The organism is Nonomuraea sp. NPDC049152, from assembly GCF_040648355.1.
GTDB lineage: Bacteria > Actinomycetota > Actinomycetes > Streptosporangiales > Streptosporangiaceae > Nonomuraea.
Map to the genome: position 1 here is coordinate 264,516 of NZ_JBEZDO010000004.1, position 25,565 is coordinate 290,080.

General features: G+C 71.7%; 27 protein-coding genes and 1 tRNA gene. 10 read left to right on the forward strand and 18 right to left on the reverse strand.

The window, feature by feature from the left end:
* Positions 1-35: 35 nt before the first annotated feature.
* Positions 36-878: an NAD(P)-binding domain-containing protein gene (locus AB0B45_RS10115; RefSeq protein ID WP_358128026.1), complete on the forward strand. Its 843-nt coding sequence runs from the start codon at positions 36-38 to the stop codon at positions 876-878.
* A 49-nt stretch (positions 879-927) separates the two neighbouring features.
* Here AB0B45_RS10115 and AB0B45_RS10120 read toward each other — a convergent pair whose 3' ends face one another.
* Entirely contained in the window at positions 928-2,556 is a 1,629-nt protein-coding gene (locus AB0B45_RS10120; protein ID WP_358128028.1) for a hydantoinase B/oxoprolinase family protein, read from the reverse strand.
* On the reverse strand, positions 2,553-4,574 hold the full coding sequence (locus AB0B45_RS10125; protein ID WP_358128030.1) for a hydantoinase/oxoprolinase family protein: 2,022 nt from the start codon (positions 4,572-4,574) through the stop codon (positions 2,553-2,555). Before AB0B45_RS10125 ends, AB0B45_RS10120 begins: the two co-directional genes overlap by 4 nt.
* Positions 4,575-5,091: 517 nt before the next feature.
* Here AB0B45_RS10125 and AB0B45_RS10130 point away from each other — a divergent pair.
* A tRNA-Leu gene (locus AB0B45_RS10130) sits at positions 5,092-5,165 on the forward strand.
* A 77-nt stretch (positions 5,166-5,242) separates the two neighbouring features.
* Here the strand turns inward: AB0B45_RS10130 and AB0B45_RS10135 are convergent.
* The 3 genes from AB0B45_RS10135 to AB0B45_RS10145 all read right to left on the reverse strand — a co-directional run bounded on the left by AB0B45_RS10135 (position 5,243) and on the right by AB0B45_RS10145 (position 7,779).
* Positions 5,243-6,436 carry a transposase gene (locus AB0B45_RS10135; protein WP_358128370.1) on the reverse strand — a complete coding sequence of 398 codons (1,194 nt, stop codon included), beginning with the start codon at positions 6,434-6,436 and terminating at the stop codon, positions 5,243-5,245.
* Between the two features lie 142 nt (positions 6,437-6,578).
* Positions 6,579-6,830 (reverse strand): hypothetical protein, encoded by a 252-nt coding sequence (locus AB0B45_RS10140; protein WP_358128032.1) that lies wholly within the window; start codon positions 6,828-6,830, stop codon positions 6,579-6,581.
* A 64-nt stretch (positions 6,831-6,894) separates the two neighbouring features.
* Positions 6,895-7,779, reverse strand: a complete 885-nt coding sequence (locus tag AB0B45_RS10145; RefSeq protein ID WP_358128372.1) for a LysR substrate-binding domain-containing protein — start codon at positions 7,777-7,779, stop codon at positions 6,895-6,897.
* A gap of 81 nt (positions 7,780-7,860) precedes the next feature.
* Between AB0B45_RS10145 and AB0B45_RS10150 the strand changes: the two genes are divergently transcribed.
* Together AB0B45_RS10150 and AB0B45_RS10155 are read left to right on the forward strand one after the other, a co-directional pair.
* Positions 7,861-8,703 carry an NAD-dependent epimerase/dehydratase family protein gene (locus tag AB0B45_RS10150; protein WP_358128034.1) on the forward strand — a complete coding sequence of 281 codons (843 nt, stop codon included), beginning with the start codon at positions 7,861-7,863 and terminating at the stop codon, positions 8,701-8,703.
* Positions 8,688-9,545: an aldo/keto reductase gene (locus AB0B45_RS10155; protein ID WP_358128036.1), complete on the forward strand. Its 858-nt coding sequence runs from the start codon at positions 8,688-8,690 to the stop codon at positions 9,543-9,545. Before AB0B45_RS10150 ends, AB0B45_RS10155 begins: the two co-directional genes overlap by 16 nt.
* On the opposite strand, the gene AB0B45_RS10160 is transcribed toward AB0B45_RS10155, so the two are convergent.
* Positions 9,538-9,945 (reverse strand): VOC family protein, encoded by a 408-nt coding sequence (locus tag AB0B45_RS10160; protein ID WP_358128037.1) that lies wholly within the window; start codon positions 9,943-9,945, stop codon positions 9,538-9,540. The genes AB0B45_RS10155 and AB0B45_RS10160 overlap by 8 nt on opposite strands.
* Before the next feature lie 78 nt (positions 9,946-10,023).
* On the opposite strand from AB0B45_RS10160, the gene AB0B45_RS10165 reads away from it, so the two are divergent.
* Together AB0B45_RS10165 and AB0B45_RS10170 are read left to right on the forward strand one after the other, a co-directional pair.
* On the forward strand, positions 10,024-10,614 hold the full coding sequence (locus AB0B45_RS10165; RefSeq protein WP_358128039.1) for a TetR family transcriptional regulator: 591 nt from the start codon (positions 10,024-10,026) through the stop codon (positions 10,612-10,614).
* 111 nt (positions 10,615-10,725) lie between these two features.
* Entirely contained in the window at positions 10,726-11,631 is a 906-nt protein-coding gene (locus AB0B45_RS10170; RefSeq protein WP_358128041.1) for an arginase family protein, read from the forward strand.
* On the opposite strand, the gene AB0B45_RS10175 is transcribed toward AB0B45_RS10170, so the two are convergent.
* The gene (locus tag AB0B45_RS10175; RefSeq protein WP_358128043.1) at positions 11,628-11,810 is read right to left on the reverse strand and encodes a hypothetical protein; all 183 of its coding nucleotides are present in this window, start codon (positions 11,808-11,810) and stop codon (positions 11,628-11,630) included. The two genes, AB0B45_RS10170 and AB0B45_RS10175, sit on opposite strands and share 4 nt — an antisense overlap.
* On the opposite strand from AB0B45_RS10175, the gene AB0B45_RS10180 reads away from it, so the two are divergent.
* The gene (locus tag AB0B45_RS10180) at positions 11,809-13,170 is read left to right on the forward strand and encodes an FAD-binding oxidoreductase (RefSeq protein ID WP_358128045.1); all 1,362 of its coding nucleotides are present in this window, start codon (positions 11,809-11,811) and stop codon (positions 13,168-13,170) included. The genes AB0B45_RS10175 and AB0B45_RS10180 overlap by 2 nt on opposite strands.
* On the opposite strand, the gene AB0B45_RS10185 is transcribed toward AB0B45_RS10180, so the two are convergent.
* A complete protein-coding gene (locus AB0B45_RS10185) occupies positions 13,167-13,595 on the reverse strand; it encodes a MarR family transcriptional regulator (RefSeq protein WP_358128047.1) in 429 nt (142 codons plus the stop codon). The two genes, AB0B45_RS10180 and AB0B45_RS10185, sit on opposite strands and share 4 nt — an antisense overlap.
* A gap of 63 nt (positions 13,596-13,658) precedes the next feature.
* Between AB0B45_RS10185 and AB0B45_RS10190 the strand changes: the two genes are divergently transcribed.
* A complete protein-coding gene (locus AB0B45_RS10190; RefSeq protein ID WP_358128048.1) occupies positions 13,659-14,069 on the forward strand; it encodes a MarR family winged helix-turn-helix transcriptional regulator in 411 nt (136 codons plus the stop codon).
* Positions 14,070-14,288: 219 nt separating this feature from the next.
* On the opposite strand, the gene AB0B45_RS10195 is transcribed toward AB0B45_RS10190, so the two are convergent.
* Positions 14,289-14,783, reverse strand: a complete 495-nt coding sequence (locus tag AB0B45_RS10195) for a VOC family protein (RefSeq protein ID WP_358128050.1) — start codon at positions 14,781-14,783, stop codon at positions 14,289-14,291.
* A gap of 114 nt (positions 14,784-14,897) precedes the next feature.
* On the reverse strand, positions 14,898-16,013 hold the full coding sequence (locus tag AB0B45_RS10200; protein ID WP_358128051.1) for an epoxide hydrolase family protein: 1,116 nt from the start codon (positions 16,011-16,013) through the stop codon (positions 14,898-14,900).
* A gap of 90 nt (positions 16,014-16,103) precedes the next feature.
* On the opposite strand from AB0B45_RS10200, the gene AB0B45_RS10205 reads away from it, so the two are divergent.
* Both AB0B45_RS10205 and AB0B45_RS10210 read left to right on the forward strand, forming a co-directional pair.
* Complete coding sequence (locus tag AB0B45_RS10205; protein WP_358128053.1) at positions 16,104-16,406, forward strand: hypothetical protein; 303 nt, start codon at positions 16,104-16,106, stop codon at positions 16,404-16,406.
* Between the two features lie 17 nt (positions 16,407-16,423).
* Positions 16,424-17,704, forward strand: a complete 1,281-nt coding sequence (locus AB0B45_RS10210; protein ID WP_358128055.1) for a hypothetical protein — start codon at positions 16,424-16,426, stop codon at positions 17,702-17,704.
* Between the two features lie 6 nt (positions 17,705-17,710).
* On the opposite strand, the gene AB0B45_RS10215 is transcribed toward AB0B45_RS10210, so the two are convergent.
* The 8 genes from AB0B45_RS10215 to AB0B45_RS10250 form a co-directional block, all read right to left on the reverse strand.
* Positions 17,711-18,241: a hypothetical protein gene (locus AB0B45_RS10215; protein WP_358128057.1), complete on the reverse strand. Its 531-nt coding sequence runs from the start codon at positions 18,239-18,241 to the stop codon at positions 17,711-17,713.
* Positions 18,238-18,807, reverse strand: coding sequence for a TetR/AcrR family transcriptional regulator (locus tag AB0B45_RS10220; protein ID WP_358128059.1), 570 nt, complete (start codon positions 18,805-18,807; stop codon positions 18,238-18,240). Before AB0B45_RS10220 ends, AB0B45_RS10215 begins: the two co-directional genes overlap by 4 nt.
* A gap of 21 nt (positions 18,808-18,828) precedes the next feature.
* Positions 18,829-19,491 (reverse strand): alpha/beta hydrolase, encoded by a 663-nt coding sequence (locus AB0B45_RS10225; RefSeq protein WP_358128374.1) that lies wholly within the window; start codon positions 19,489-19,491, stop codon positions 18,829-18,831.
* Between the two features lie 6 nt (positions 19,492-19,497).
* Positions 19,498-20,706 (reverse strand): sigma-70 family RNA polymerase sigma factor, encoded by a 1,209-nt coding sequence (locus tag AB0B45_RS10230; RefSeq protein WP_358128061.1) that lies wholly within the window; start codon positions 20,704-20,706, stop codon positions 19,498-19,500.
* Between the two features lie 18 nt (positions 20,707-20,724).
* Positions 20,725-21,063, reverse strand: a complete 339-nt coding sequence (locus AB0B45_RS10235) for a YciI family protein (RefSeq protein ID WP_358128063.1) — start codon at positions 21,061-21,063, stop codon at positions 20,725-20,727.
* Between the two features lie 1,035 nt (positions 21,064-22,098).
* On the reverse strand, positions 22,099-24,594 hold the full coding sequence (locus AB0B45_RS10240) for an FtsX-like permease family protein (RefSeq protein ID WP_358128065.1): 2,496 nt from the start codon (positions 24,592-24,594) through the stop codon (positions 22,099-22,101).
* Positions 24,591-25,283, reverse strand: coding sequence for an ABC transporter ATP-binding protein (locus AB0B45_RS10245; protein WP_358128376.1), 693 nt, complete (start codon positions 25,281-25,283; stop codon positions 24,591-24,593). Before AB0B45_RS10245 ends, AB0B45_RS10240 begins: the two co-directional genes overlap by 4 nt.
* Complete coding sequence (locus AB0B45_RS10250; protein WP_358128378.1) at positions 25,280-25,492, reverse strand: hypothetical protein; 213 nt, start codon at positions 25,490-25,492, stop codon at positions 25,280-25,282. The genes AB0B45_RS10245 and AB0B45_RS10250 overlap by 4 nt, the downstream gene beginning before the upstream one ends.
* Positions 25,493-25,565 lie beyond the last annotated feature (73 nt).

The following is a 25,565-nucleotide window of genomic DNA, read 5'->3' on the forward strand; positions in this document are numbered from 1 at the left end:
GCGGATCGAGAGGGCCTCGCCGCAGGGTGGTGGGCATGACTTCAGTGACGGTGATCGGGCTCGGCCTGATGGGCAAGGCGCTCGCGGGCGCCTTCGTGCGTGCGGGGCACCGGACGACGGTGTGGAACCGTACGGCGGGCAAGAACGTGGACGGCGCGGAGCACGCGCCCGGCGTCGCGGCGGCGGTCGCGGCCTCGCCCCTCGTGGTGGTGTGCGTGGTGAACGACGACGCGGTGCGCCAGGTGGTAAGGCAGGCGGGCTCGCTGGAGGGGAAGGTGCTGGTGAACCTGACCAACGGCACGCCCTCGCAGGCCCGCGAGGTGGCGGCGCGGGTGGCGGAGCTCGGCGGCAGGTATGTGGACGGCGGGATCATGGCGGTGCCGCAGATGATCGCCGGCCCGGGCGCGCTGGTGCTCTACAGCGGTTCGGAGAAGGCGTTCGCCGAGCATAGGACGACGCTGGAGGCGCTGGCCGAGGCGCGGTTCATGGGCGAGGACGCGGGCGCCGCCGCGCTGTACGACCTGGCGCTGCTCAGCGGCATGTACGGCATGTTCGGCGGCGTCTACCACGCGTTCGCGATGGTGCGGGCGGCGGGAGGGGACGTGCGGGAGTTCGCGCCGATGCTGACGGCGTGGCTGTCGGCCATGATGGCGGGCACGCCCGCGGCGGCCGAGCAGATCGTCTCCGGCGACTACGCGACCGAGGTGTCGGCGCTGGCGATGAACCAGGTGGCCTTCCCCAACTTCATCGAGGCCAGCAAGGAGCTGGGCCTGCGGCCGGACGTGCTGCTGCCGATCCAGCGGCTGATCGACAGGGCGGTCGAGGTGGGCCACGGCGCCGACAGTCTCACCAGGCTGGTGGAGATGATCAAGGAGTAGAGGTCAGGCCCCCGCCGCGCACGGTCTCCGCGCGGCGGGGTGCCGGGCGCTATCGGGTGACCATGCCCTGGGCGAGGTCGTCGGCCACGGCCTCGGGGGCGCGCAGGTCCGCCCGGCCGTACCCGCCGCCACCTCCCGACTCGCAGCGCAGGACGTCTCCCGCCTTGACCGGCAGGGCGTTGACCTTGAGCATCTCGCGCCGCTCGGGGGTGCAGGGGTTGAGCGTGACGCGGGGAGGGGCGCCCGCCGTACCGCCCGCCAGGCCCCACGCGGGGGTGACGGAGCGCTCGAACCACAGCGACAGCGAGGTGTCGCCGATGAACTCGTACTCGCGGACCACGCCGTTGCCGCCACGCCACTGCCCCTGGCCGCCGGTGTCGGGGCGGACCTCGTAGCGGGTGACGCGGACCGGAAAGAGCGTTTCGAGCACCTCGATCGGCATGTCACGCAGCGAGCCGTTCACGTTGTTGATCAGGCAGGTCTCGCCATCGCCGCCCTCCCACGCGCCCCAACCGCCGACGGTGGCCTCCTGGGAGACGTAGAGCTTGCCGGTGCGCGGGTCGGTGCCGGTGAACTGGACGATGAGCGAGTCGCCGTAGGAGGCGGCCGCGGCCCGGTCGGGCACGACCGGGGCCAGGGCCTTGACGACGAGGTCGATGAGCAGGCCGAGGTGGGAGTAGTAGTACTGGCAGGCCGCCGGCGACTGGGCGGCGAGCATGGAACCCGGCCTGGTGGCCACGTCGAGAGGGCGGAACGAGCCGCCGTTGAGCGGCACGTCAGCGCTGACGAGCAGCTTGTAGGCGACGCGGACGGCGGCGACCGCCTGGGCAGCCCCGCAGTTGACCGGCCCTGTCGCCTGGTCGGCGCAGTCGGTGAGGTCGACGTGGACGCGCTCGCCCTCGACCGTGACGGTCACGTTGACCGGCAGCGGGGTGTCCACGTCGATGCCGTCGTTGTCGAGGAAGCCCCCCGCGGTGTAGGTGCCGTCGGGGATGGCGGCGATCGCCTGGCGTTCGAGGCGCTCGGTCTGGGCGAAGATCTCGTCACGGGCCGCCATGACGGTCTCGACGCCCCACCGCGTGACGATCTCGGCCAGGCGGCGCTGTCCCGTCATCGCGCAGGCGACCTGGGCGCGCATGTCGCCGAGCGTGGCGTGGGGGAAGCGCACGTTGCGGGCGATCACCTCGTGCAGGTCGCGGCAGGGCGCGCCGTCCTCGTAGATCTTCATCGGGCCCATGCGCAGGCCCTCCTGGAAGATCGAGGTGGAGTCCATGGAGCCGCCGGGGTCCTTGGAGCCCATGTCCAGCCAGTGCGCCCGCGACGCGGCGAACCCCGCGAGCTCGCCGCCGACGAAGATCGGCCCGTAGACGGTGACGTCGTTGAGGTGCGTGCCGCCGATGTAGGAGTCGTTGAGCACCCAGACGTCGCCCTCCCGCCAGACGTCACGGCCGAACATCCGCTCGGTCTCACGGGTGCACACCTCCAGGTTGCCGAGGAAGATCGGCAGGCCGCTCGACTGGCCGAGGACGTTGTGGTCGCGGTCCATGAGCGCGACGGCGCAGTCCTTGGCCTCGTAGATGACCGGCGTGTAGGAGGAGCGGATGAGCGTGGTGTTCATGTCCTCCGCCGCCTGGAGCAGCGCGCAGCGGATGATCTCTGTGGTCACGGGGTCGATCATGAGTTCACCTTGATGATCAGGAAGCCGTTGGCGTCGAGGGTGGCCAGGCAGCCGGGCGGGATGACCGTGGTGGCCGTCTCCTCCACCACGATGGCGGGGCCCTCGATCTCGCTGTCCATGGCGTTTCTGCGCAGCACGGGCGTGCGGTGGACCCGCCCGTCGAAGATCACGTCGCGTACGGCGGGCGGGTGCGTCTCGCCGGGCGGAGCCGCGGTGGCGGCCTTGGGGAAGGTGCCGAAGCCGGTGCTGCGCACCATGACGAACTCGACCGGCGCCTCGGGGGTGGCGTGGCCGTACCTGCTGGTGTGGGCCGCGGCGTACCGCTCGGCGATCGCCTGGAGGAAGCCGGGCTCGGCGGGCTCGCCGGCGTCCCTGAGCGGGATGGTGAGCGTGTAGTCCTGGCCCTCGTAGCGCATGTCCACCGCGTGCTCGACCCGCTGCCTGCCGACGGGGACGCCCTGACTGTCGAGCGCGGCCATGGCGTCGCGCTCCAGCTCGGCCAGCCGCGCCGACAGGTGCCCGCCGTCGAGGTCGTCCTGCGGGCGGAAGTACGGATGGGTGAGGTCGCGCCGCACGTCGGCCTCCAGCATCCCCCACGCGGAGAAGGCGCCGGGGAAGCGCGGCACGACCACCTCGCCGATGCCGAGCTCGCGGGCGATGAAGACGGCGTGCATGGCGCCCGCGCCGCCGAAGGCGACCAGGGCGAACTCGCGCGGCTCCACGCCGTGCTCGACCGTGAGCGTGCGGATGGCCTGGGCCATCTTGGCGTTGGCGACGTCGCAGACGCCCTCGGCCAGCTGGAGGGGTTCCATGCCGAGGGTCTCGGCCAGAGTCGCGACGGCCGTCCCCGCCGCCTCGACGTCCAGCTCCATAAGGCCGCCGGCGAACCAGGCGGGGTCGACGCGGCCCAGCACGACGTTGGCGTCTGTCACGGTCGGCCGCGCGCCGCCCCTGCCGTAACAGGCGGGCCCGGGTACGGCTCCCGCCGACTCGGGACCGACCCGCAGCGCGCCCGCCTCGGCGTAGGCGATGGAACCGCCGCCCGCGCCGATCGTGTGCAGGTTCACGATCGGCATCAGGACGGGGAAGCCCTCGATGTGCGCCTCGGCGCTGACGTCCGGGCGGCCGTTGACGACAAGCGAGACGTCGAAAGAGGTGCCGCCCATGTCCACGCAGATGGCGTTGTCGCGGCCGAGCAGCCGGGCCGCGGCGACCCCGCCCATCGTCCCGCCGACCGGGCCGGACAGAAGGGTCTGCAGCGGGCGCCTCATCGCGTAGCCCGCGTTGACCAGGCCGCCGGATGACTGCATCACGTGCACGGGTACGGCGAGGCCGCGCTCGGCGAAGCGCTGCTCGATCCGCGACAGGTAGGCACGCACGACCGGACCCGTGTAGGCCTCGAGAACGGCCGACGACGTCCGCTCGTACTCGCGCCACTCCCTGGCCACCTCGTGGCTGAGCACGACGAGGACGTCGTCGCCGAGCTCCTGCCTGAGGATCTCGCCCGCGCGGATCTCGTGGGCCGGGTTGGCGTAGGAGAACAGCAGCGTGACCGCGATGGCGTCGAAGCCCTCGGACCTGGCGCGGTCGGCCGCCTGCCGTACGGCCCGCTCGTCGAGCGGTTGGAGCTCCTCGCCGCGCCAGTCGAGCCTGCCGGCCGCCTCCATGACGTCGCCGCGGGGCACCAGCGGGGTCGGTTTGCGGTAGCGCAGGTCGAACATGCGGTCGCGGTTGCCGCGGGCGATCTGGTAGACGTCGCGCGCGCCGCCGCTGGTCAGCAGCAGCACCTTGGCGCCCTTGCGTTCGAGGAGGGCGTTGAGGCCCTGGGTGGTGCCGTGCACGAAGAAGGAGATCTGGGAGGGGTCGTCGACCACGCGCCCGAGAGCGGCGAATACGCCCTCGGCGAGGTCTCCAGGGGTGGTCGGCGCCTTCGAGGCCAGGACGGCACCGCTCTGCTCGTCGTAGCAGACCACGTCGGTGAAGGTGCCGCCGATGTCCATGGCGACGCGAAAAGTCATGGTGGCACCGTATGCGGTCCTGGCCGCCCGCGGGTGTGCGGGGTGCACGGCCTTCCCGCCGCCTCCGTGCGTCCCGCACGGCCGCCGTTAAATGGGTGGCGCTCGGGAAATGCCGCGTTTAATCTCGAGTTTGTCGAAAGCCGGATATTTCAGGAAAGGACGAGCCGTGATTCACGCCAAGCTGATCCCGGGCGGCCTCGCCCTCCTGTTCTGGCGGCATATCGGGTGAACCCCCAAGGGTTGAGCGCACCCGACGGCCGCCAGGGAATCCTCCCGGCGGCCGTTGTTTTTCGTCTGACGAAACTCCATAGCGAATGCCTTTCGACGGATCTCCATGTCCCGGTGAGTGGGCGCGCGAGATCCAGGCCCGGGCGGTGGCGGCATCTGCCGTTTCCTGAGCTGCCCGATGGCTGCCAGCGCTCGCCGGCCACGCGGCGGCATCGGCAGAGCCCGTGGGTGCCCGCTGCCGAGCGGGCGCCGCGACGGGCATTCACCGGCCGACGGTGAAAGCACGCAAGCCGCTCTAGCCCAACGGCAGGAGGCACCGCGTTCAGGGCGCGGACAGTCAGGGTTCGAATCCCTGGGGCGGTACGGTGATCGTCGCGTCGCGGAAGCACTCCAGACCTTGACATCCTCCCCCGCCTGAAGGCCGGGGATTCCAACCCATCTCACAGTGAGAGGAGGACAGGTCGAGGTTCGCGGTTCATCCGCCTCGGCAGCCCGGAGCGTCCCCGCGCAGCCACCGCATGCCCTGCGGCGGTATCGCGTATGTTCTTGGCCGCGTTCACGTCGGCGTGCGCCTGGTGTCCGCAGGCGGCGCAGGCGAATCGAGATTGGCTCTCCCTCGACTCGGCCGCGCGATGCCCGCAGGCGTTGCAGGTCTGCGACGTGTAACGCGGGTTGACCTTGACCACCCTGCCGGGTGCCTTGTGCTCCAGCCGCTTGACCAGAGCGCCCCACCCAGCGGCGAAGATCGCCCGGTTGAGTCCGGCCTTCTGCCGCACATTGCGGCCGGGCTCGGCGAGGGTGCCCTTCGCCGAGCGGGTCATGTTCCGGATGTTGAGGTCTTCGACGGCGATCACGTCGAATCGGCGGGCCAGATCCGTCGTGGTCTTCTCGATCCAGTCCTTACGCCGGTCACTCTCGCGGGCCTTCAAGCGGGCGATCGCCAGCTTGACCTCCGCTCGTCGGTTCGATCCGCGCTTGGCGCGGGCGAGCTTGCGCAGCAACCGCGACAGGCGCGTCTTCTCCGCCTCTCGCAGCGCCGGCGCGGAAACCAGTTCGCCCGTGGACAGCGCTGCCGACACAGCCACGCCACGGTCTACGCCCACCACCTCGCCCGTGCCGGGTGCCGGGATCGGACCCGGTATGGCGGCGAACGCCACCTGCCGGCGCCCCGCCGAGTCGCGGGTGATCCGGAACGACTTCACGCCCTCGGGCACGGCACGGCTCCACCGCAACCGCACCCAGCCCACCTTCGGAATCTTGACCTCGCCCACATGGCGGGACAAGCGCCGCACATCCCCGGGCTTGACGGCGACGATTCGGAAACCCTCACCCCGGCCTTGCTTGCGCCACGTCGGCTTGCGGTGGGTCTTGCCGAAATAGTTCGCCATCGCCTGCGCGAAGTCCTTCAACGCCTGCTGCTGCACGACGATCGAGCCCGCCCGCAGCCACGCGAACTCCGCTCTGGCTTCGGTCAGCTGTCGGCACTGCTCGGCGAAGCCCGGCGCGCCCTTACGGCCCGGCTTCCAATGCGCCTGCTGCTCAACGGCCAGGTTCCACACGAACCGGGCGTGCCCGCAATGCTCCAGCAACGCCGCCTCCTGGGCAGGCGTCGGCTGGAGGCGGTAGCGGGACACATCGATCAACCTACCGACCGTCACCGACAAAACCGGGAGACCAAAGTGCCCCCGTTCCGCGTTTCTTCCCCGCCTTTAAGGACGGGGCCTCCACGCTGTAGGTAGCCGGTGACTCTGGCCGGGCCAGTTCGAATCTGGTCGATCACCCTTCACCCGTGCGGCGGGTCGCGGCGCCGTCGAGGACGAGGGCCAGCTTGTGGGTGAACCACTCCCGCGGGCTGACCGTCATCGAATCGCGCACCGGCGCCTGGAAGTCGGCGGGACCGTCGGCCCGCTCGCTCGACCACGACGCGCACAGCAGCTCGCGACTGCGCCCGATGCGCTCGCCTGTCGCCTGTACGTCGGCTGCCAGTCCACGACCGTGTCGACCAGCAGGACGGCCGTCTCCAGCCACGGTGACCAGCGCGTCCTGCCGGACACGCGGCGGTAGAGCGACGAGTGGCGATCGAGGCGGCCCGTCAAGCCGCAGTCAGGAGCTCGACGAGGATGTCCACGTACGGCTGCGCCGCCCCGCGGTGGCGGCGAGAGGTGGCGATTCCGATGAAGCGGGACGGGCTGGGCGCCTCCAGGGGGATGGCGACCAGGTCGGGGGAGCGCAACAGCGCGATCTCGGGAATGAGGGCGACGCCGACCCCGGCCGTGACCAGCGACTGGGCGAAGAAGTAGTCGGTGGCGCTGCACGAGACGCGCAGCTCGAAGCTCGCCAGGTCGGTGTAGTGCCGCAGCAGGTCCACGGTCTTCAGGCAGCCGAGCACCCAGCGCTCGCCCGCCAGCTCGGCCAGGTGCACGCTCGCCCGTTCCGCCAGCCGATGGGCACGCGGGAGGACGACGCGGAACGGATCGTCTCTCAGCGGCCTCCAGTCCATGCCCGAACGGTCGCCGGGCCTGGCGGGTGGCGGTCCGTCGAAGTGGTAGGCCAGAGCCAGGTCGGCATTGCCCTGCCGGACCAGCGGGAGGCTGTCCTCCGGCTCGCGCTCGAGGATGGTCAGCTCGACGGAGGGGTGGTCGGCGACGAAGCGCTCCAGCGCGGGCGGCAGCAGCGGACGGCCGCCGCTGGCGAAGGAGGCGATGGTGAGCTGGGCGCGGCCCGCGGCCAGCCGGTCGATGCGCGCCTGGGCGTCGCTCAGTTCGGCGGCGATGGCCTCGGCCGCCTCCACCAGCAGGCGGCCCGGCTCGGTGAGGATGACGCCGCGGGTGCTCCGTTCGACGACAGGGGTGCCGAGGGTGCGTTCGAGCGCGGCGATCTGCTGGGAGACGGCCGAGGGCGTCAGGCGCAGGGCGGTCGCGGCACGGTTGAAGCTGCCATGGCCCGCCACCTCGCGCAGGATGCCGAGGCGATGCACGTCGATCAACAGCTCTCCTTATGACCGGTTAAGGAAGTCGCCACTACCGGTGATGACTATAGGACGGGCACGCTGGCCGGCATGAACGAGTTGTGCGTCATCGGCGGCAGCAGGTACTTCGGCAGGCGGATGGTCGAGAACCTCAGGGACGAGGGAGTCGCCGTCACCGTGATCAACAGGGGGTCGTCGCCCGCGCCCGAGGGTGTGACCCACCTGGTGGCCGACAGGGACGACGAGGAGGCGCTGCGCCGCGCGCTGGCGGGCAGGAGCTTCGACGCCGTCGTCGACCAGATCTGCTACACGCCGCGGCAGGCGGCGATCGCCGCGCGCGTCTTCGCGGGCAGGACGGCGCGCTATGTGATGACCTCCACCATCGAGGTCTACGCAGGCCTCGAAGGCGCGCCGTTCGCCGAGGACGCGGTCGACCTGGCCGCGCAGGGGGCGCCCGACGCGAGTTACGGCGGCGCCAAGCGCCAGGCCGAGGCGGTGCTGGCCGCCCAGCGCGACTTCGGTTTCGTCAGCGTGCGCAGCGGTCACGTGCTGGGCGGCGAGGACTTCACCGGGCGGCTGGAGCACTACGTCAGGCGGATCGCCGAGGGCCTGCCGGTGATCGTGCACGAGAACCCGAAACCGTCGTCGTTCATCCACGAACCGGAGATCGCCCGCTTCCTCGCATGGGCCGCGCGCGCCGACTTCACCGGACCCGTCAACGCCGCCTCGCACGGCGACCTGGACGTGTGGCGGCTGTGCGCGGCCATCGGCCGGGCCGCGTACACCACGGGCGAGGACGTCTCGCCGTACTCCTTCGAGCGGGCCTTCACCATGGACACGAGCCGCGCGACCGGCCTGGGATTCGCCTTCTCCCAGGTCGGCGACTGGCTCCCGGGCGTCGTCGAGGAGGCCGTGGCATGCGCCGCCGTCTGATCGGCGACGTGGAGGTCGGGGCCGTCGGCATGGGCGCGATGCCGCTGTCCATCGAGGGCCGCCCCGACGAGGCCCGCGCGATCGCCACCGTCCACGCCGCCCTCGACGCGGGCGTCACGCTCATCGACACCGCAGACTCCTACCACTGGCACGCCGGTGAGGTCGGGCACAACGAGCGCCTGGTGGCCCGCGCCACCCGCGGCCGCGACGTGTTGATCGCCACCAAAGGCGGACGCGGGCGTCCCGGCGACGGCTCGTGGAGCGTCGACGGCGATCCCCGCCACCTCAGGCGGGCGTGCGAGGCGTCGCTCCAGCGGCTCGGCGTGGAGGCCATCGGCCTCTACCAGCTGCACAAACCCGATCCCCATGTGCCCTTCACCGAGTCCGTCGGCGCGCTGCGCGACCTGCTCGACGAGGGCAAGATCCGGATGGCGGGGATCTCGAACGTCGACGCGGACCAGATCCTGCTGGCGCGCCGCGAGCTCGGCGCGCGGCTGGTCTCCGTCCAGAACCGGTTCTCGCCCGCCGTACGGCAGAGCGCGCGCGAGCTGCTGCTCTGCGCGGAGCTCGGCATCGCCTTCCTGCCGTGGAGCCCGCTGGGCGGCATCTCGCGCAGCGCGCTGGAGGAGGAGGGCCCGGCGGGCGAGACGCCCTTCCACACCGTCGCGAAGGAGCGCGGGGTGAGCCCGCAGCAGGTGTGCCTGGCCTGGCACCTGTCCCTGTCGCCAGGGGTCGTCCCGATCCCCGGGGCCAGCAGGCCCGGCTCCATCCGCGACTCGGCGACGGCCGCCGACCTGGAGCTCGGCACGGACGAGCTCGCCATGCTGCCGGGGCTCAGCTGAGGTACTGCTCGGCGTACTCGCCCACGGGCGGGACGTTGGTGATCACGTCGATGAGCACGCCGTTGGGGTCGGCGACGATGAAGTGGCGCTGGCCGAAGTCCTCGGTGCGCAGCTCCAGCTCGGCGCGCTGCCCGCCGCGCACCACGAGGCGCTCCCACTCGGCGTCGACGTCGTCGACCTCGAAGTTGAGCAGCAGGCCCTGCGCCGCCGAGCCGCGGAAGCCGGCGGGGATGGTCGGGTGGGCAGGGTCGAGCAGCGCCAGCTCGTGCTGCTCGCGGCGCAGGCTGACGTACCAGTCGGCCTCGAAGGTGATCTCGAAGCCGAACAGCCCTGTGTAGTAGTCGCGCGACTCCTGGAGGCGGTTGGTGCAGAGGACGGGGTAGAAGCTGCTGACCTTCATGGTGGCCCTTTCGCATACCGTTGGTAGGTGAAGTACCCTAGTTCGCGTACCGGCGGTACGTCAAAGGGGTTCGAGACGATGACGACGCAGAGCGTCAGGGCGGCACAGCGCGAGCAGACCAGGCGGACCCTGCTCCGCGAGAGCAGGCGGCTGTTCGCCTCCCGCGGCTACGCGGCCGTCGGGCTGTCGGAGATCGTGCGCGCCGCGGGCGTCACCAAGGGCGCGCTCTACCATCACTTCGACAGCAAGGCCGAGCTGTTCCGCGCGGTGCTCGAGCAGGTGCAGCAGGAGGTGGGCGAGCGCGTGGCCGCCACCGCCGACGCCGAGGAGGACCCGTGGACGCAGCTCGTGGCAGGCTGCCAGGCCTTCCTCGCCGCCAGCGCCGACCCCGACGTGCAGCAGATCATGCTCGTCGACGGCCCCGCCGTGCTCGGCTGGAACGAGTGGCGGGCGCTGGACGAGGCCGCCTCCGCCCGCCACCTGGCCGAGGCGCTGACCGAGCTGATGGCGGCGGGGGTGATCGTCGCGCAGCCGGTCGCGCCGCTGACCAGGCTGTTGTCGGGAGCGATGAACGAGGCGGCGCTGTGGCTGGCCTCCACCGCCGACCCCAGCGACCTGGCCGACACCCAGGCCGCGCTGTCGCGGCTGCTGGAGTCGCTGCGCGGGTGATCGCTCCCCGGTCGCCTGCGTGGCCCAGGCCCTGTCGGGTTCGGCCGCTCCGCTCGGGAGACCGGAGTCGGGCCGCCGGGTGCGGGTAGGGGGCAGGGGAGAGGAGGCGGGATGTCGCGCCCTGACCGTCCGATGATCATCCACGTGCGGACCAACCTGGGCCTGGTTCCCGGTGTGGAGCGGCTCGGCGGCGCGCTGCTCGACGCGGGCCTCGCCGAGGCGCTCGGCGCGAGCCTCGGGCCGGTGGTGGAGGCGCCGCCGTACTCGAGGGACCGCACCCATCCGAGCCGGCTGCTGAACGCCGACGCGATCGCCGACGTGGCGCTGCGCCAGGCCGAGGCCGTGGCGGACGCGCTCGACGCGGGCGGGTTCCCCGTCGTGCTCGGCGGAGACGACAGCGTCATCTTCGGCAGCCTGCTCGCGCTGCGCCGCAGAGGGGCCTACGGCCTGGTGTTCCTCGACGCGCACACCGACTTCTACCCGCCCGGGGACTCGCCGACCGGTGAGGCGTCGGACTCCGAGCTGTACCTCGCGTTCGGATTCGGCGCGGACCTGATCGCCGGACCGGACGGCTCGCGGCCGCTCGTCCAGAGCCGCGCCACGGCGGTGATCGGCCACCGCGACCAGGACGAACAGTGCGACACCGGCGCGTCCCTGCGTGCCACCGACGCCCTCGTCATCTCCCTCGCCGAGATGCGCGAGACGGGAGCCGAGTGCACGGCGCGGCAGGCCCTCGCCCACCTGGACGGCGCCGGCGTCGAGGGGTTCCTCCTGCACGTCGACGCCGACGTGCTCGACGACGCCCTGATGCCTGCGGTCGACTACCGCCTGCCCGGCGGGTTCACCAGGCGGGAGTTCGCCGTCCTGGCCGGGACGCTGCTGGCCGACGAGCGGGTCGCGGGTTTCGACGTGACGATCTACAACCCGGCGCTCGACCCGGACCGCAGCGCGCGAGGCAACCTCACCGGCTGCCTGCTCGACGCGTTCGCGCACGCCGACGCCCTTCCATCCCGCTAGCCACGCGCCCACGGCGAGGCGGTCCCCTTCATGAGACGGCCGTCCCGCACGCGGCCAGGTAATATCGAAGGTGATCCCGCCGCGTCGAGTTCTGAACGCGAAACCACCGGCTTGAGGCCTTCCTCGGCGGTGTCGTCGAAGACGTTGATCAGGAGCGCCTCCACGGCAGGAGGAGTCATGACAACCATCGGGGACGACCTTCGGCGTACGGTCCGCGGCCGGGTTCTCACGCCGGGCGACGAAGGATCCGAGACCGCGCGGCTGCCCTGGGCCCGCTCCATGAATCAGCGGGTCCGTGCCGTCGTGGAGGTGGAGGACGCCACGGACGCGGCCGCCGTCATCCGCAGCGCCAGGCTCGCCGGACTCAGCGTCGCCCCGCAGCCCAGCGGGCATGGCGCGTCGGCCGAACTCGACGGCACGATCCTCATTCACACCGCCCGGCTGCGCGGACTGGAGATCCGCCCCGACGAACGGCTGGCACGCGTCGAGGCGGGCGTCCAGTGGGGTGAGGTGCTCGCCGCGTCGAGCAAGCACGCACTCGCGGGGCTCGCGGCGAGCTCCCCCGCGGTGAGCGCCACGGGCTATTCCCTGGGGGGCGGCCTGAGCTGGTTCAGCCGCAGGTACGGCTACGCCGCCAACCGCGTTCGGGCGCTGGACGTGGTGGACGCGGAAGGCGCCCGCAACCGGGTGACGGCCGACGCCGACGCTGACCTGTTCTGGGCGCTGCGCGGTGGCGGCGGCGACTTCGCGCTCGTGACCGCGATCGAGTTCGACCTCTTCCCCGCGCCTCAGCTGTACGGCGGACGCGTCCTCTGGCCGGTGGCGCGCGCGGAGGAGGTCCTTTCGGCCTTCCGTGACATCTCGGCGGCTGCTCCGCAGGAGCTGACCGTGTGGTTCGTGCTTCTGCGGTTCCCGCCGCTCCCGGAACTCCCCGGGCCGTTGCGAGGCCGGTCCGCGGTGGCGATCGACGCCGCCTACCTCGGCGACCCGGCCGAGGGACGGGCTCTGCTGCACCGGCTGGAGCGGATCCCGGACGTCATTCTCGACACCCGCGCAGCGCTTCCCGTGGACGCGCTCGGGAGCGTCTCCACCGAGCCGGCCGAGCCCGGACCTGCGCTGTGGCGCAGCGAGGTGCTGACCAGGCTCGACGACGCCGCCGCCACGACGCTGCTGTCGGCGGCCATCGAGTCGGGCACCGTCGACCCCCTCGTCCGGGTCGAGGTGCGCCACCTCGGCGGCGCGCTTCGCGTCCGGGCCGAGAACGAGGGGGCCTGCGGACACCTCGCCGAGCCGTACCTGCTCGTCATGGTCGGGGACGTGGTCTCGCCCGAGGTCGGGGAGGCCGTCAAGGAGCGGCATGCGGCGATCTCGCGGGCGCTGACGCCGTACGCCACCGGCCGCAAGCCGTTCAACTACCTCGGGTACGGCGAGAAGGCCGCCTCGGCCTTCCCCTGCGAGGTCCTTGCGCGGCTGCGCGACATCAAACGCCGCCGTGACCCGGACGGGGTCTTCCGCAGCAACCATCCGGTGCTCGCCTAGCCGGGACGCAGCGCGGCGACGAAGGCGGTGAGCAGGCGGGCGAACTCGCGGCGATCCCGCTCGGACCACTCGCTCATCGCGTCGCCGAACACCTGGCGGCGCAGCCTGTGCACCTGCTCGGCCTGCTCGACGCCCAGCTCGGTGAGCTCCAGCGTGCTGCGCCTGCCGTCGGCGGGGTCGGCGACCCTGCGCAGCAACCCCTCGTCGACGGCCCTGGCGACCAGGCGGCTGGCCCGCGGCTGGTCGACGCCGAGCCGGTCGGCGATCGAGGTGACGGTGGCGCCCGGTTCCTCCTCCACCGCGTCGACCACCCCGAACAGCGCGGGGTCGAGACCGCCGCCGCCAAGTCTGTGCAGGCTGCGACGGCTCTGGCGGCGGCGGATCTCGACCATGGCCCGCTCGACGGCGGCGACAGGCTCATCCATGCTTGCCATTCTACATGTATTTGTACATATAGTTGTCATAACACATGCACCAGTGGAGGAGACATGCGGAACATGGACAGGCCCATCGGCTACTGGATCAAGCACCTGCACCAGTTGTTCGAGGGCTCGCTCGACGACCTGCTCACGACGCAGGGGCTGACGCGCCGCCACTGGCAGGTGATGAACGTCCTGTCCAAGCGGGCGCGCAGCGTGGCCGACCTCGACACCGAGCTCAGCCCCTTCCTCAGCGAGGAGGAGCCGTCGCTGCTGCCGTACGTCGAGGAGCTGCGCGAGAAGGGCTGGCTGGTGCGGGCCGAGCCCGTCGACCTCACCGAGGAAGGACGGCGGGCGCACGCGGCCCTGCTGGACCGGGTCTCGGCCACCCGCGCGAAGGTGACCGACGGGATCAGTCCAGAGGAGTACCTGTCCACCGTGGACGTCTTGACCAGGATGTCGGCGAACCTGGGCGGGTGACGGCGCGGGCCGGGATCCGGCCGCGGTCCCCGGCGCTGAGTGGATCGGCGGGGCCTCGGGCTGGCTGGCCGACGGCTCCCTGCGCGCGGAGGTGACCGTGGCCGAGGGAATCGAGCGGGCGCCCGCGGCACTCCTGGACGTGGCACGCGGTGGCAACGTCGGCAAGATGCTCGTGCGGCTCTGATCGGACGACCTCTCCGGCAGCGCCGCCCGTCCAGGCTAGCGGGGCGCGGGAAGGGCGGGGCCGAGAGTGGACTGGAGGTAGGTCATGGCCTCGGTGTATTTCGGGTCCTGGGCCCGCTCGCCGATCTGCTCGGGGCTCAGGTCGGCGACGCGCTCCTGGACCCACCAGATGTTTCCCAGCGGGTCGCGCAGGCGGCCGACCTTCTCGCCCCAGAACAGCTCGGTCGGCCGGGTCACCACGGTGGCGCCCGCCCGCACGGCCCGCTCGATGACGGCGTCGGCGTCGGCCACGTACAGTCGCAGGAGGCCGGGGGTCTCGACGGGGAAGGGCGAGTCGAACATCATCACGATGGAGTCGCCGATCCGCGCCTCGGCGTGGCCGATCGCGCCGCCTTCCACCTCGACGCGGCCGAGCTCCTCCGCGTCGAACGCGGCCTTGAGGAAGTCGAGCAGGCCCGCCGTGTCCTTGGTGACGATCCAGGGCGTGACGGTGGTGTAGCCCTCGGGGGCGGGGGGAAACTGCGTTGCCATGGGGTCCATCCTTCGCGTTCGGCGTTCGATGGATCCATAGTATCAGAACGGAATGCTTTGTTCTAATTGGGGCCCGTCCTCGGCGTGTGGACGGGCCCCGGCCTGTCGGGCAGATCAGAGCCGCTGGAAGAAGGCGCGAACGTCCTCCACGTAGAGGTCCGGCTGCTCCAGCGCGGCGAACGTGCCGCCCCGCTCGTGCTCGACCCAGCTCACCACGTTGTTGTCCCGCTCGGCGAAGCGGCGGATCGGGCGCAGGATGTCCTTCGGGAACACCGAGACGCCCGTCGGCACGGTCGCCGGCTTCACCTCCCACTCCATCGAGGTGTCCTCCGAGGTGTCCGGCGTCTCCACGAACGAGCGGGCTGCCGAGCCCGCGGTGTTTGTCAGCCAGTACAGCATCACGGTCGTCAGTAGCCGGTCGCGCGGGATCCCGCCGTCGCTCCACTCGTGGAAGACGCCGGCGAACCAGGCCAGCAGGGCGACGGGGGAGTCGGCCATGCCGTACGCGAAGGTCTGCGGGCGGGCGGACTGGATCAGCTTGTAGCCGTACTGCTCGGTCATGTACCGCTCGCGGAAGGCCATCCGCTCCTGCTCGACCTCGGTGAGCCCGTCGAGCTCGCCCGGCAGCCCCAGGGGGAAGCAGATGATGCCGTTGCCGTGCATGCCGACCACGCGTTCGGGGGCCAGGACGCCGATCTCGCGGGAGATCCAGGTGCCCCAGTCGCCGCCCTGCACGCCGAAGCGGTCGTGGCCGAGCCTCGTCATCAGCTCGAGCCATGCCCGGGCGATCCGGGTGGAGCCCCAGCCGATCTCCCTGGTCCCGCCCGAGAGGCCGTAGCCGGGCAGCGACGGGATCACCAGCGTGAAGTCGGCCGACAGGCGCTCGATCACGTCGAGGTACTCCACGGGGGAGCTGGGCCAGCCATGCGTGATCAGGAGGGGCAACGCGTCGGGGTTGGCGGATCGGACGTGCAGGAAGTGGACGTTCTGCCCGTCGATCTCGGTGGTGAACTGCGGGTGGGTGTTCAGCTCGGCCTCGGCGGCGCGCCAGGAGTAGCCGGTACGCCAGTGCTCCACGAGCTCGCGCAGGTGGTCGAGGGGCACGCCGTACTGCCAGCCGAGCCCGGGGACCTCGTCGGGCCAGCGGACCCTGTCGAGCCGCTCGCGCAGGTCGTCCAGGTCGGCCTGGGCGATGTCGAGGCGGAAGGGCCGGATGTCGTTCTGTCGCAAGACGCTCTCCTCCGATGTTCGGTACGCTGTACCGTACATCATACGGTTGGAGGTCGCAAGCGGCCCGGCGGGCCGCCTAGGGTGGACGTCATGATCCGTATCACCCAGGTCGCCTCGGTGTCGGCCGAGCAGTCGGCCGCTTGGCCCGCCGCCGCCGCCGTCGCCTCGATCGCCCGCGACCTGCCACAGGAGACGCCGCATCGAGGCCATGGGGTCGGCCTGTGGCCGAAGTCGGCGACGGTCAGGTCGCCGCGCGCCCGGCACCCGTCGATCGCCGAGATCGAGACCGACAACGCCGACGGCAACGCGCACATGCTCGCGGTCGACGAGCGCCTGGGCTTCGTCGCCCATCGGCGTACCCACGAGTACCAGCTCACGATGGACAACCACTGAACGTCACGAGGAGAAGCATGCGAACCGTCCTCTACATCCACGGCCACGACGAGCGGGGAGCCGCCGACCTCGGCTGCGGCGTGGTGGAGGTCGGCCCCGCCGGGCCGAGCGACGTGGCCGCCGCCTACCAGGCGCTGCTCGACGAGGGCACGCCCGCCTCGCGGATCACGCTGGCGGGCGAGGGTCCGGGCGCGGCGCTCGCGCTGGAGGCGCTCCCGCTGCTCGCCGCGTCGCCTGCGGGGGTGGTCCTGCTCTCACCCCCCGAGGTCTCCCCGCCGCCTGCCGACCTCCCGCCCCTCCTGATCCTCACGGCCGGTGCCGACACCCCCGCGACCGCCCCCGCGATCGCCGGGGGTAGCGTTCGCGTGGAGGCCCTCCAGGATCGGGCGTCCATGGTCGCCAGGGCCGCCGCGTGGATCGCCGATCCGGTCAGGGAGTTCGCGGTCCCCGCCGCAGGGCCGTACGCGATCACCACAGGACCCGACGACGCGCTGTGGTTCACGCTCGTCGGTCAGGGTGCGATCGGTCGCAGGGCGGCCGACGGCGTCGTCACGACCTACCCGGTCGGGGCAGGACCGACGGTGATCACGCAGGGCCCGGACGGCGCGCTGTGGTTCACCGAGTATCAAGGGCACGCGATCGGCAGGATCACCGTCAAGGGCGAGGCCCGCTCCTTCGCGCTGCCCACCGCCGAGGCGGGGCCGTTCGGGATCGCGCAGGGCCCCGACGGCGCGCTGTGGTTCACCGGGACCAACGCCGGCCTGGTCGGGCGGATCACCACCGACGGCAAGGTGACCGAGTACCCGCTGCCGACGCCGGGGGCCTTCCCCTCGGCGATCGCCGCCGGTGCCGACGGCGCGATGTGGTTCGCGATGAACCAGGCCAACGCCATCGGCCGTATCACGATGGACGGCCGGATCGACGTCCACCCGCTGCCAACCGAGGCCGCGGCGCCCGTGGGCATCACCGCGGGCGGCGACGGCGCGCTGTGGTTCGTCGAGATCGGCGCGGGGCAGATCGGCAGGATCACCGTCGACGGTGACATCACCGAGTTCCCGCTGCCCGACAGGGCGGCCCGCCCGCACGCGATCACCCTGGGCCCCGACGGCGCCTGCTGGTTCACCGAGTGGGGCGGCAACCGCGTCGGCCGCGTCACGGCCGAAGGACACATCACCACCTACGAACTGCCCACACCCGCGTCGGAGCCGCACGGCATCGCCGTGGGGGCCGACGGTTTCCTGTGGGCCGCGCTGGAGACCGGCCACCTGGCCAGGATCGAGGCGATCAGCGAGGCGTGACGGCGATCACCGCGCCGCCTCCTCGGGCAGCAGGTGGGCGAGCAGCAGCTTGATCAGCAGGACGGGGGCGAACCAGGCCAGCGCGCCGGGCACGGCCACCATCGCGGTGGTCCAGACGAGCGCGAGCGCGGTGGCGGCGAAGGCGGCGGGCCTGCGCAGAGGCAGCGGAACCGCCGTCACCACCAGCGCCGCCGCCAGCGCGGAGGCGTAGATCACGGCCGCGGCCGTCCAGGTGAATCCCGGCACCGCCCAGGCCAGGACGAACGGCTGCACGTGGATCGCCACGAAGCCCAGGTGGTGCCTGGCCGTACGGCCCTGCCGGTGGAACCAGAGCTTGGCGGCGTGGGTGGCGTTGACGACGGCTCCGCCGTACAGGTCGAAGGCGACGACGGCGATCACCACGACGGCGAGCGGCGGCAGGCCCGCGGCCGACCCGAGCGCCACCGAGAGCGCGCAGCCCGCGAACGCGGTGCCGAACGACAGCACGGCCTCGCCCCGGGTGGCGCCGGGGGCGATCAGGCGTTCGGTGAGCGTCATTCCCTGATTCCTTCCACGCAGATGTCGATGACGGGTCCGGCCAGGCCGGCGAGCGGCAGCTTGGGGTCGACGAGCCACTGCAGCAGGCAGCCCTCGATGGCGGCGACGACGACCACGGCGTGCTCGGGGCCGATGCCCGCGCGCAGGGCGCCCTCCTCGCCCGCCTGCCGCAGCAGGTCCTCGATCACCGCGCGGTAGTCGTGGTAGACGGCGGCCATGTCGAGCGGCGGCCCCGACGCCCACAGATCCACCAGGACGCGGGCGTGGTCGGGGTGGGCGGCCAGCATCGCGACGACCCGCCGCACCAGCGTCGCGAGCCTGTCCAGCGCGGGGCCCTGCCCCAGGTCGGCGAGCACGTCGGCGGAGAGGGCGGCGTAGGACTCGAAGGCGGCACTCAGCAGGGCGTCGCGGCTGTCGAAGTAGAGGTAGACGCTGCCTTTGGCGATGCCCGCCTCGGCGGCGACGTCGTCGATGCGCGAGGCGGCGAAGCCCTTACGCGCGAACACCCGCACCGCGGCCGCCAGGATCTCCTCGCGGCGCGCGGCCCGGTCGACTCTCTTGGGCATGAGTGGATTATGAATGACCGGTCAGTCATTCTTCAAGTGGGCAGAGATCGCCTCCCATGCCCGGCGGGGCAGCTCGTGACCCGCGCCTTCCACGGTCAGTAGGCTGGCCGACGGGATCTCCCTGGCCAGCGCCTCGCCGTTGCCGAGCGGGAAGAACGGGTCGGCGCTGCCGTGGACGACCAGCGTGGGCACGCGGATCTCACCCAGCCGCTCGCGCCACCGCTCGCCGTGATCGATGAAGGCCAGGTTGACGGAGGCGGCGTGCGGATCCCGATGGCGCTCGGCGCGCCGCCTGGCCGCGACCTCGTCGAAGGCGCTCTCGCCCGCCATGATCCGCTCGAAACCGACCAGATGCTCGACCACCGCCCCGCGATCCGACCAGTCGGGACCGTTCATGACGCGGGCCATGACCCGCTCGGCGTGCTCGGGCAGGTCGGGGTCGGCAGGTCCGGGCGCGGTGGGTCTGGTGGCGACCAGCGTGAGCGAGGCGACGAGGGTGGGGTGGTCCAGCGCGAGCAGCTGAGCGACCCAGCCGCCCGTGGAGAGGCCGACCGCGTGCGCCCTGCTCGCGCCGAACGCCGCGGGCAGGGCCGCCGCGTCGGCGACGAGGTCCCTCAGCGTGTACGGCGGGGCCTGCGCGGGATAGGCGGTCGACAGGCCGGAGTCGCGCGGGTCGTACCTGATGAGCCGTCAGCCGGAGATCTCCGCCAGCCGCCCGCGCAGGTAGCGGCGGTCGGCCTCCTCACCCGCCAGCTCGATCGCCCGCCGGTAGGCCTCCGCGGCCTCGGCCCGCCTGCCGAGGCGGCGCAGCAGGTCGGCGCGGGTGGCCGGCAGCAGGTGGTAACCGTCCAGGCCGGTGAGCGTGTCGACCAGGTCGAGTCCCGCCCGCGGGCCCTCGACCATGGCGAGCGCCACCGCCCTGTTGAGCTCCACCACGGGGGAGGGAAGCACGCGCGCCAGCGTGCCGTACAGCAGGAGGATCTGCCGCCAGTCCGTCTCGTCGGCGCCGGCCGCGGTGGCGTGACAGGCCGCGATGGCGGCCTGCAACTGGTACGGCCCGGGGCGGCCGCGCGCCAGGCACGCGTCGAGGACGGCGACCCCCTCCTCGATCTGGGGGCGATCCCACAGCCCGCGGTCCTGGCGGTCGAGCGTGACGAGCACGCCCTCGTCGTCGAGCCTGGCCGCCCGCCTCGCGTCGTGCAGCAGCATCAGCGCCAGCAGCCCGCCCGCCTCGGGCTCCTCTGGCATGAGCCTGGCCAGCAACCTGGCCAGACCGATGGCCTCGTCGCACAGCCCGTGCGCGGTGTAGCCCTGGTTGAACAGCAGGTACAGCACGCCCAGGACGGCCTCGAGCCGTTCGGGCAGCAGATCGGGGGACGGCACGGCGAACGGGATCGCCGCCTCGCGGATCCGGCGCTTGGCCCTGACGAGGCGCTGCGACATCGTGGACTCCGGCACCAGGAAGGCGCGGGCGATCTCCTCGGTGCCGAGCCCCGCCAGGCTGCGCAGGGTGAGCGCGACCTGCGCTTCGAAGGGCAGTGCAGGATGGCAGCAGGTGAACATCAGCCGCAGCCTGTCGTCGGGGAAGTCGTCCACCTCGGGCTGCGGCCCCGGCGCGGTCGCGGCCAGCTCGCGGAGCTTGGCTGCGCCGACGGCCTGCCTGCGCAGCCGGTCGGTGGCCCGGTTACGGGCGGTCACGGTCAGCCACGCGCCGGGCCTGTCGGGGACGCCTTCCCCTGGCCAGCGCTCCATGGCCGTGGCGAAGGCCTCCTGGGCGCACTCCTCCGCCAGATCCCAGTCGCCCGTCACCCGGATGAGGGTGGCGACGACCTGCCCCCATTCGGCGCGGAAGACGGCCTCGATCGTGGCCTTTCGCGCCGCGGCGTCCGTCCCGGTCATGGCAGTGTCATGGCTCCGTCATGGCTCCCAGACGGGCCTGATCTCGATCTGCCCGAAGCGGGCCGACGGGTGCTTGGCGGCGATCTCGATGGCCTCGTCCAGATCGGCGCACTCGATGATGACGAAGCCGCCGATCTGCTCCTTGGTCTCCGCGAACGGCCCGTCCGACCGCAGCACACGGCCCTCGCGAACGCGCACGGTCGTGGCCTCGGAGCTGGGCCGCAGCCCCGCCCCACCACGCACCACGCCCCGCGCCTCCATCTCCTCACTCCAGCCGCCGCAGCCCGCCTCCCGCTGGGCGTCGAGGACTTCAGGCGGCGCCGAGGCGTCCGAACCGATCATCAGCACATACTTCACGATGCCGAGCTTATGTTGGGGCCCGCCCGCCTCGGGTGGTCCTCGGCGCAGGTCGCGCGGGGTGATTCCGCCCTTCCCCGCACCCGCGAGGAGGACGGCGACCATCGGGACCATCGCGAGGGGAGCGCGTACGGGGTCACCGTCAACCTCTGAAAGATGTCCGGCCAGGCGCTGGACGCACAATAACGGATGGCCGTCAGCTGAATCGCATCCGGTAAAGGGGGGTGCCCGAGTAGATGATCCGAGCACCCCGCTTCACAGACTGATCAACCGGAGAAGGTGATCACGCACCTCTTTCTATCAGCGCGATCACCATCAACGTGACCCCGCATGATAAAGCTCCCGCCATATGCCCCCAAGAGAAGGAAACCTTTACCGCGGTCCGACCCGTCGACGCGCCGAACGCGACCATTGCATGGTGTAGGGGCAGGCGTCACTCGGGCCCTCCAAGCTACTTCGCCAGGGGCCCACGATGAAATATGTTCATATTCATCTTTTATATCCTAAATGCCGGATTCGACACTCGTAGAATGCGTTGATGAGGGATTAATCCTCCTTTGTCGCCATTCGATTGTCCGTGGCGCTAAAGGGAGGTCTACTAGCTAGCGGGCAGCCTTCGAGCGGTAAGGCTGGTTTAACAGATCGAGATCAATCGGGGAATTCATATGCTCAAGCAGCTTCTAGTCGGCAGCGCCGTGATTGCAGGGTTCGCCGGGTATCTCCTGCGCGGAGACCACCTCCCCTCGGCATACATTCGGAGCCTGCTATTTCTCGACCAAGAGCGGTGACTCTCGACTGAGCTCCAAATGGCGCGACGGGCGCACGTCGATCTCCACTGACCGGCTGTGGGTACGCGAATCCCTTCGCCTCCCATGCCGGTGGCCGCTCCCCGCATGAGCTCCGATCACACCAGCCCGGTCGTCCCCGCGTGACGAGATCCACGATCCCGTGGGCGATCTCGAAGCTTCCGGCCTCATCGGGTGATCACGGCCCCGACCGGCGAGCCGTCGACGAGCGCGCGCTGTCCGATCCGTGTCATAGGAGCCGGCGGGTGACGGGCAGTCTGGTCCGGGTGATCAGCGCCGCCACAGTTGCCAGAACGGGCAGCCCCACCACCACGGCGATCACGAACGGCCACGGTATGGCGATCGTGGCGGGATCTCCTGCGCCGTGCGTCGTCATCGGCCGGCTCAGCGCCACGCCCGTCACCATTCCGGCGAACAACCCCACCAGCGCGCCGAGCCAGGAGATGTAGAGGGCCTGGCCGGCCACGACCAGCCGCAACGTCCCGGGCGGGGCGCCGATGGCCATCATCGTCGCCCGCTCGGGCCGCATGTCGGCGGCTGCCAGGCGGGTGGCGGCCAGCGTGCCGCCGACGACGAGGACGAGAGCGCCGACGAGCCAGCCCCACAAGCCGGGGTCGGGCACGTTGCGATAGCCCTCCTCGGAGGCGATCGTGACACGGGAGGTCACCTTGGAGAGATCGCGCCACAGTGTCGAGTCGGCTGACGGCCGGTGCATGGCGTAGAGCTGGCGCTCCGCCGTCGAGAAGCCGGCCTGCTCGACCAGGGCGCGCGGGAGCAGGGCACCGCCCTGGTGCTTGTCGGCGGGTGTGGCAAGCACCGCGGGCACGTCGAGTTTGCGCGGGGGGCCGGACGTGGAGCTCGCCCGCAGCGCCAGCTTGCCGTCCCGCAGCGCGGCCGCGTCGAACACCACGGCCTTGCCGCTCGCCAGCGCCGCGGCTGCCTGCGGGTCGTGGCGCCCTTGCAGGAGCCTGAGCAGAGCCTGGTCGCCGATGGCCGCCGTGCGACGCGTCCGTGTCCCGTTCCATCGCACCGTGTACCGCAACGCGTAGCGGTGGCCTTGGGCGTCCTTCGCTTGGTAGCCGGCGGTCAGCGGCACGCCCGGCAGCTGGCGGGCCGTTTCGGCGCGCAGCTTGTTCCAGGTCGCGTCGGCCATGGTGCCGCCCCAGATCGCCAGCATGCCGGTCGGGCGCGCCGAGGTGTAGGCGTCGCGCCGGTCCAGGTATTCGCTGTGGGCGCCGATGCCCACCGCCACGACCGTGGCCGTGACCGCCATGACGGCCGCCACGGCGCTCGCCGTCCGGGATCGGTGGCGGACCGCGTCGCGGACGGACATCCGCAGCGGGAGGCGCAGCCGCGTGGCCAGCCGTCCCGTGTAGCCGACCAGCCACGGCGTCAACACCACCAGCCCGAGCAGGACCAGCACCGCGGAGGCGAGCACCCACGCCGAGCCCGACTGGCGGCGCGCCACCACGGTCGCCGCCAGTCCTGCCAGCACCAGCACGACCCCCACCAGGGGCCATCCCGGCCGATCGGCGGCCGCGGGCGCGCGGCCGGCCAGCACGGCCGCGGTGTTCTGCCGACCCGCTTGTACGGCAGGCACCAGCGCTGCCACGAGCCCGGTGAGCAGGCCCAGCGCGGCGACGCCCAGAACCGGCCACCACGGTATCTCCGGCGGGCCGACCTGCCCTCCCCAGCGCGCCACGGCCTGGGCGCCCAGCGCTCCGGCCCCGATGCCCAGCACCGTCGCCACGAGGGTGGCCACACCTCCGAGGACCAGCCCGTCGGCCAGCACGATCGTCCGCAGGTGCCCGGCAGAGCCGCCCTGCGCCGCGATCTCGGCCAGCTCCCGGCGCCGTCTCCGGAGCCCGACCGCGAAGGCGGGCCCAGCCAGCAGCACGGTCTCCAGCACCACCATGATCACCATGGCGCCGATCCCGACCGTGCCCTGGACGTCGAAGGCTGAGGCACGAACCGGGGTGCGCGGGTCCGTGATCACGGCGCGGGAGGTTGCGAACAGGCCGGCCTGGTTCAGCGCGGGCACGTCGGCCCAGGACACGGGCTTCGCGGTGTCGGCGAGCCATCCGGTGCCGTACTCGCCCGGAGACCAGAGGTCACCCGACTGCGCCAGCGGGAGATCCGGCCCCACGACCTCTCGAAGCGACGGCCGGTGCGGGTGCTCGACCACGCCCACCACCGTCAACGGCGCCGCACCGGATGGCCGCAGGAGATCGCCGGGCCGCAGGCCGAACGCCGGTGTCACCGCCACCTCCCGGGCGGAGGGAAACCTGCCCTCACTCAACGTCAGCACCCCCCTGGTAAGGGGATCGCGCAGGTCGGTCTCCAGCGCCTCGACCCGCTCGTCGCCCAGCCGGAGCACCCCGGTACTGAAGGGGATCAACCGGGCGCCCGGCCCGAGCAGTGCCGCCACCTCGGCGGTGCCGAGCCTGGGCACGGCCGCTCCGTCGCCGCCCGGGCCCCAGCTCGCCCCGTTCGGCCCCTGGCGGAGCACCGTACCCTCGGGTATCTGCATGAGGCGGGCGTCGGCCGCGCCGAGCTCGGCCACCAGTCCCTCCTGCGGAGTGACGTTCATGGTCATGATGAGGGTGAGAATCGCCGTGATCACCAAGACGGGCAAGCCGATCATCACCATGATGAGCGCGCTTCGTCCCCGGGAACGCCACGCGTTCCGGCGGGCGATGCGCAGCGCGGCGAGAGCGGCGCTCATCGGGCGCTCACCAGCGACACGTTCGTGGAATCCGTGATCATCCCGTCGCGGAGGAACACCACACGATCGGCCCAGGCGGCGTAGCGCGGCTCGTGGGTGACGAGCAGGACCGCCGCGCCCGCGTCACAGCGGGCGCGTACTAATTGCAGGATCTCGTCGCCGGTTCGCGTGTCGAGCGCGCCGGTTGGTTCGTCGGCCAGCAGCAGGCGCCGCTCGCCGACCAAGGCGCGGGCGATCGCGACCCGCTGGCGCTGGCCGCCGGACAGCTCGTCGGGGAAGCGGTCGGCCAGGTATTCCACGTCGATCTCCGCCAGCACTGCCATGGCCTCCTCGCGGGCGAGGCGTGACCGCACGCCGTCGAGCTCGCGCGGCAGCATGACGTTCTCGGCCGCCGTCAGCGACGGGATGGGGTTGAGGTCCTGGAAGACGTAGCCGGCGCTGCGGCGCCGCAGCGCCGCCAGGTCGCGCACGGTGGCGAGGTCTTGCTCGTCAATGTGCACCGTCCCTGAGGTGGGCCGGTCGAGCCCGCCCGCGAGGTTGAGCAGGGTCGACTTGCCGGACCCTGACGGGCCCATGACCGCGACCAGCTCTCCCGAGTCCACCTCGAGGTTCACGCCCTTCAGAGCGTGTACGGCTGTCGCCCCTTCGCCATGGACTCTGGCCACCTCTGCCAGCCGTACGACCGTCATCTTTCCTCCTTGAGAACGGCCTCGCAGTGGTCCAGCCACCGTTGCTCGGCCTCGGCCTGGAAGATCATGGAATCGAGCACGAGCCGCTGGGCTGCGCCTTCCGTGGCAGCGCGCTTGGCCCTGGTCAGCTGCTGGAGGGTGCGCATGGTCGCAGTACGCTGCTTGCGGATGACCTCGGCGACGTCCACCTCCTTGGCGGCGACGGCCATGGCCAGCTTGATGATCAGCTCGTCCCGCGGCCGGTCGGACTGGACGACGGGGGTGCTGAACCATCGTGTAGAC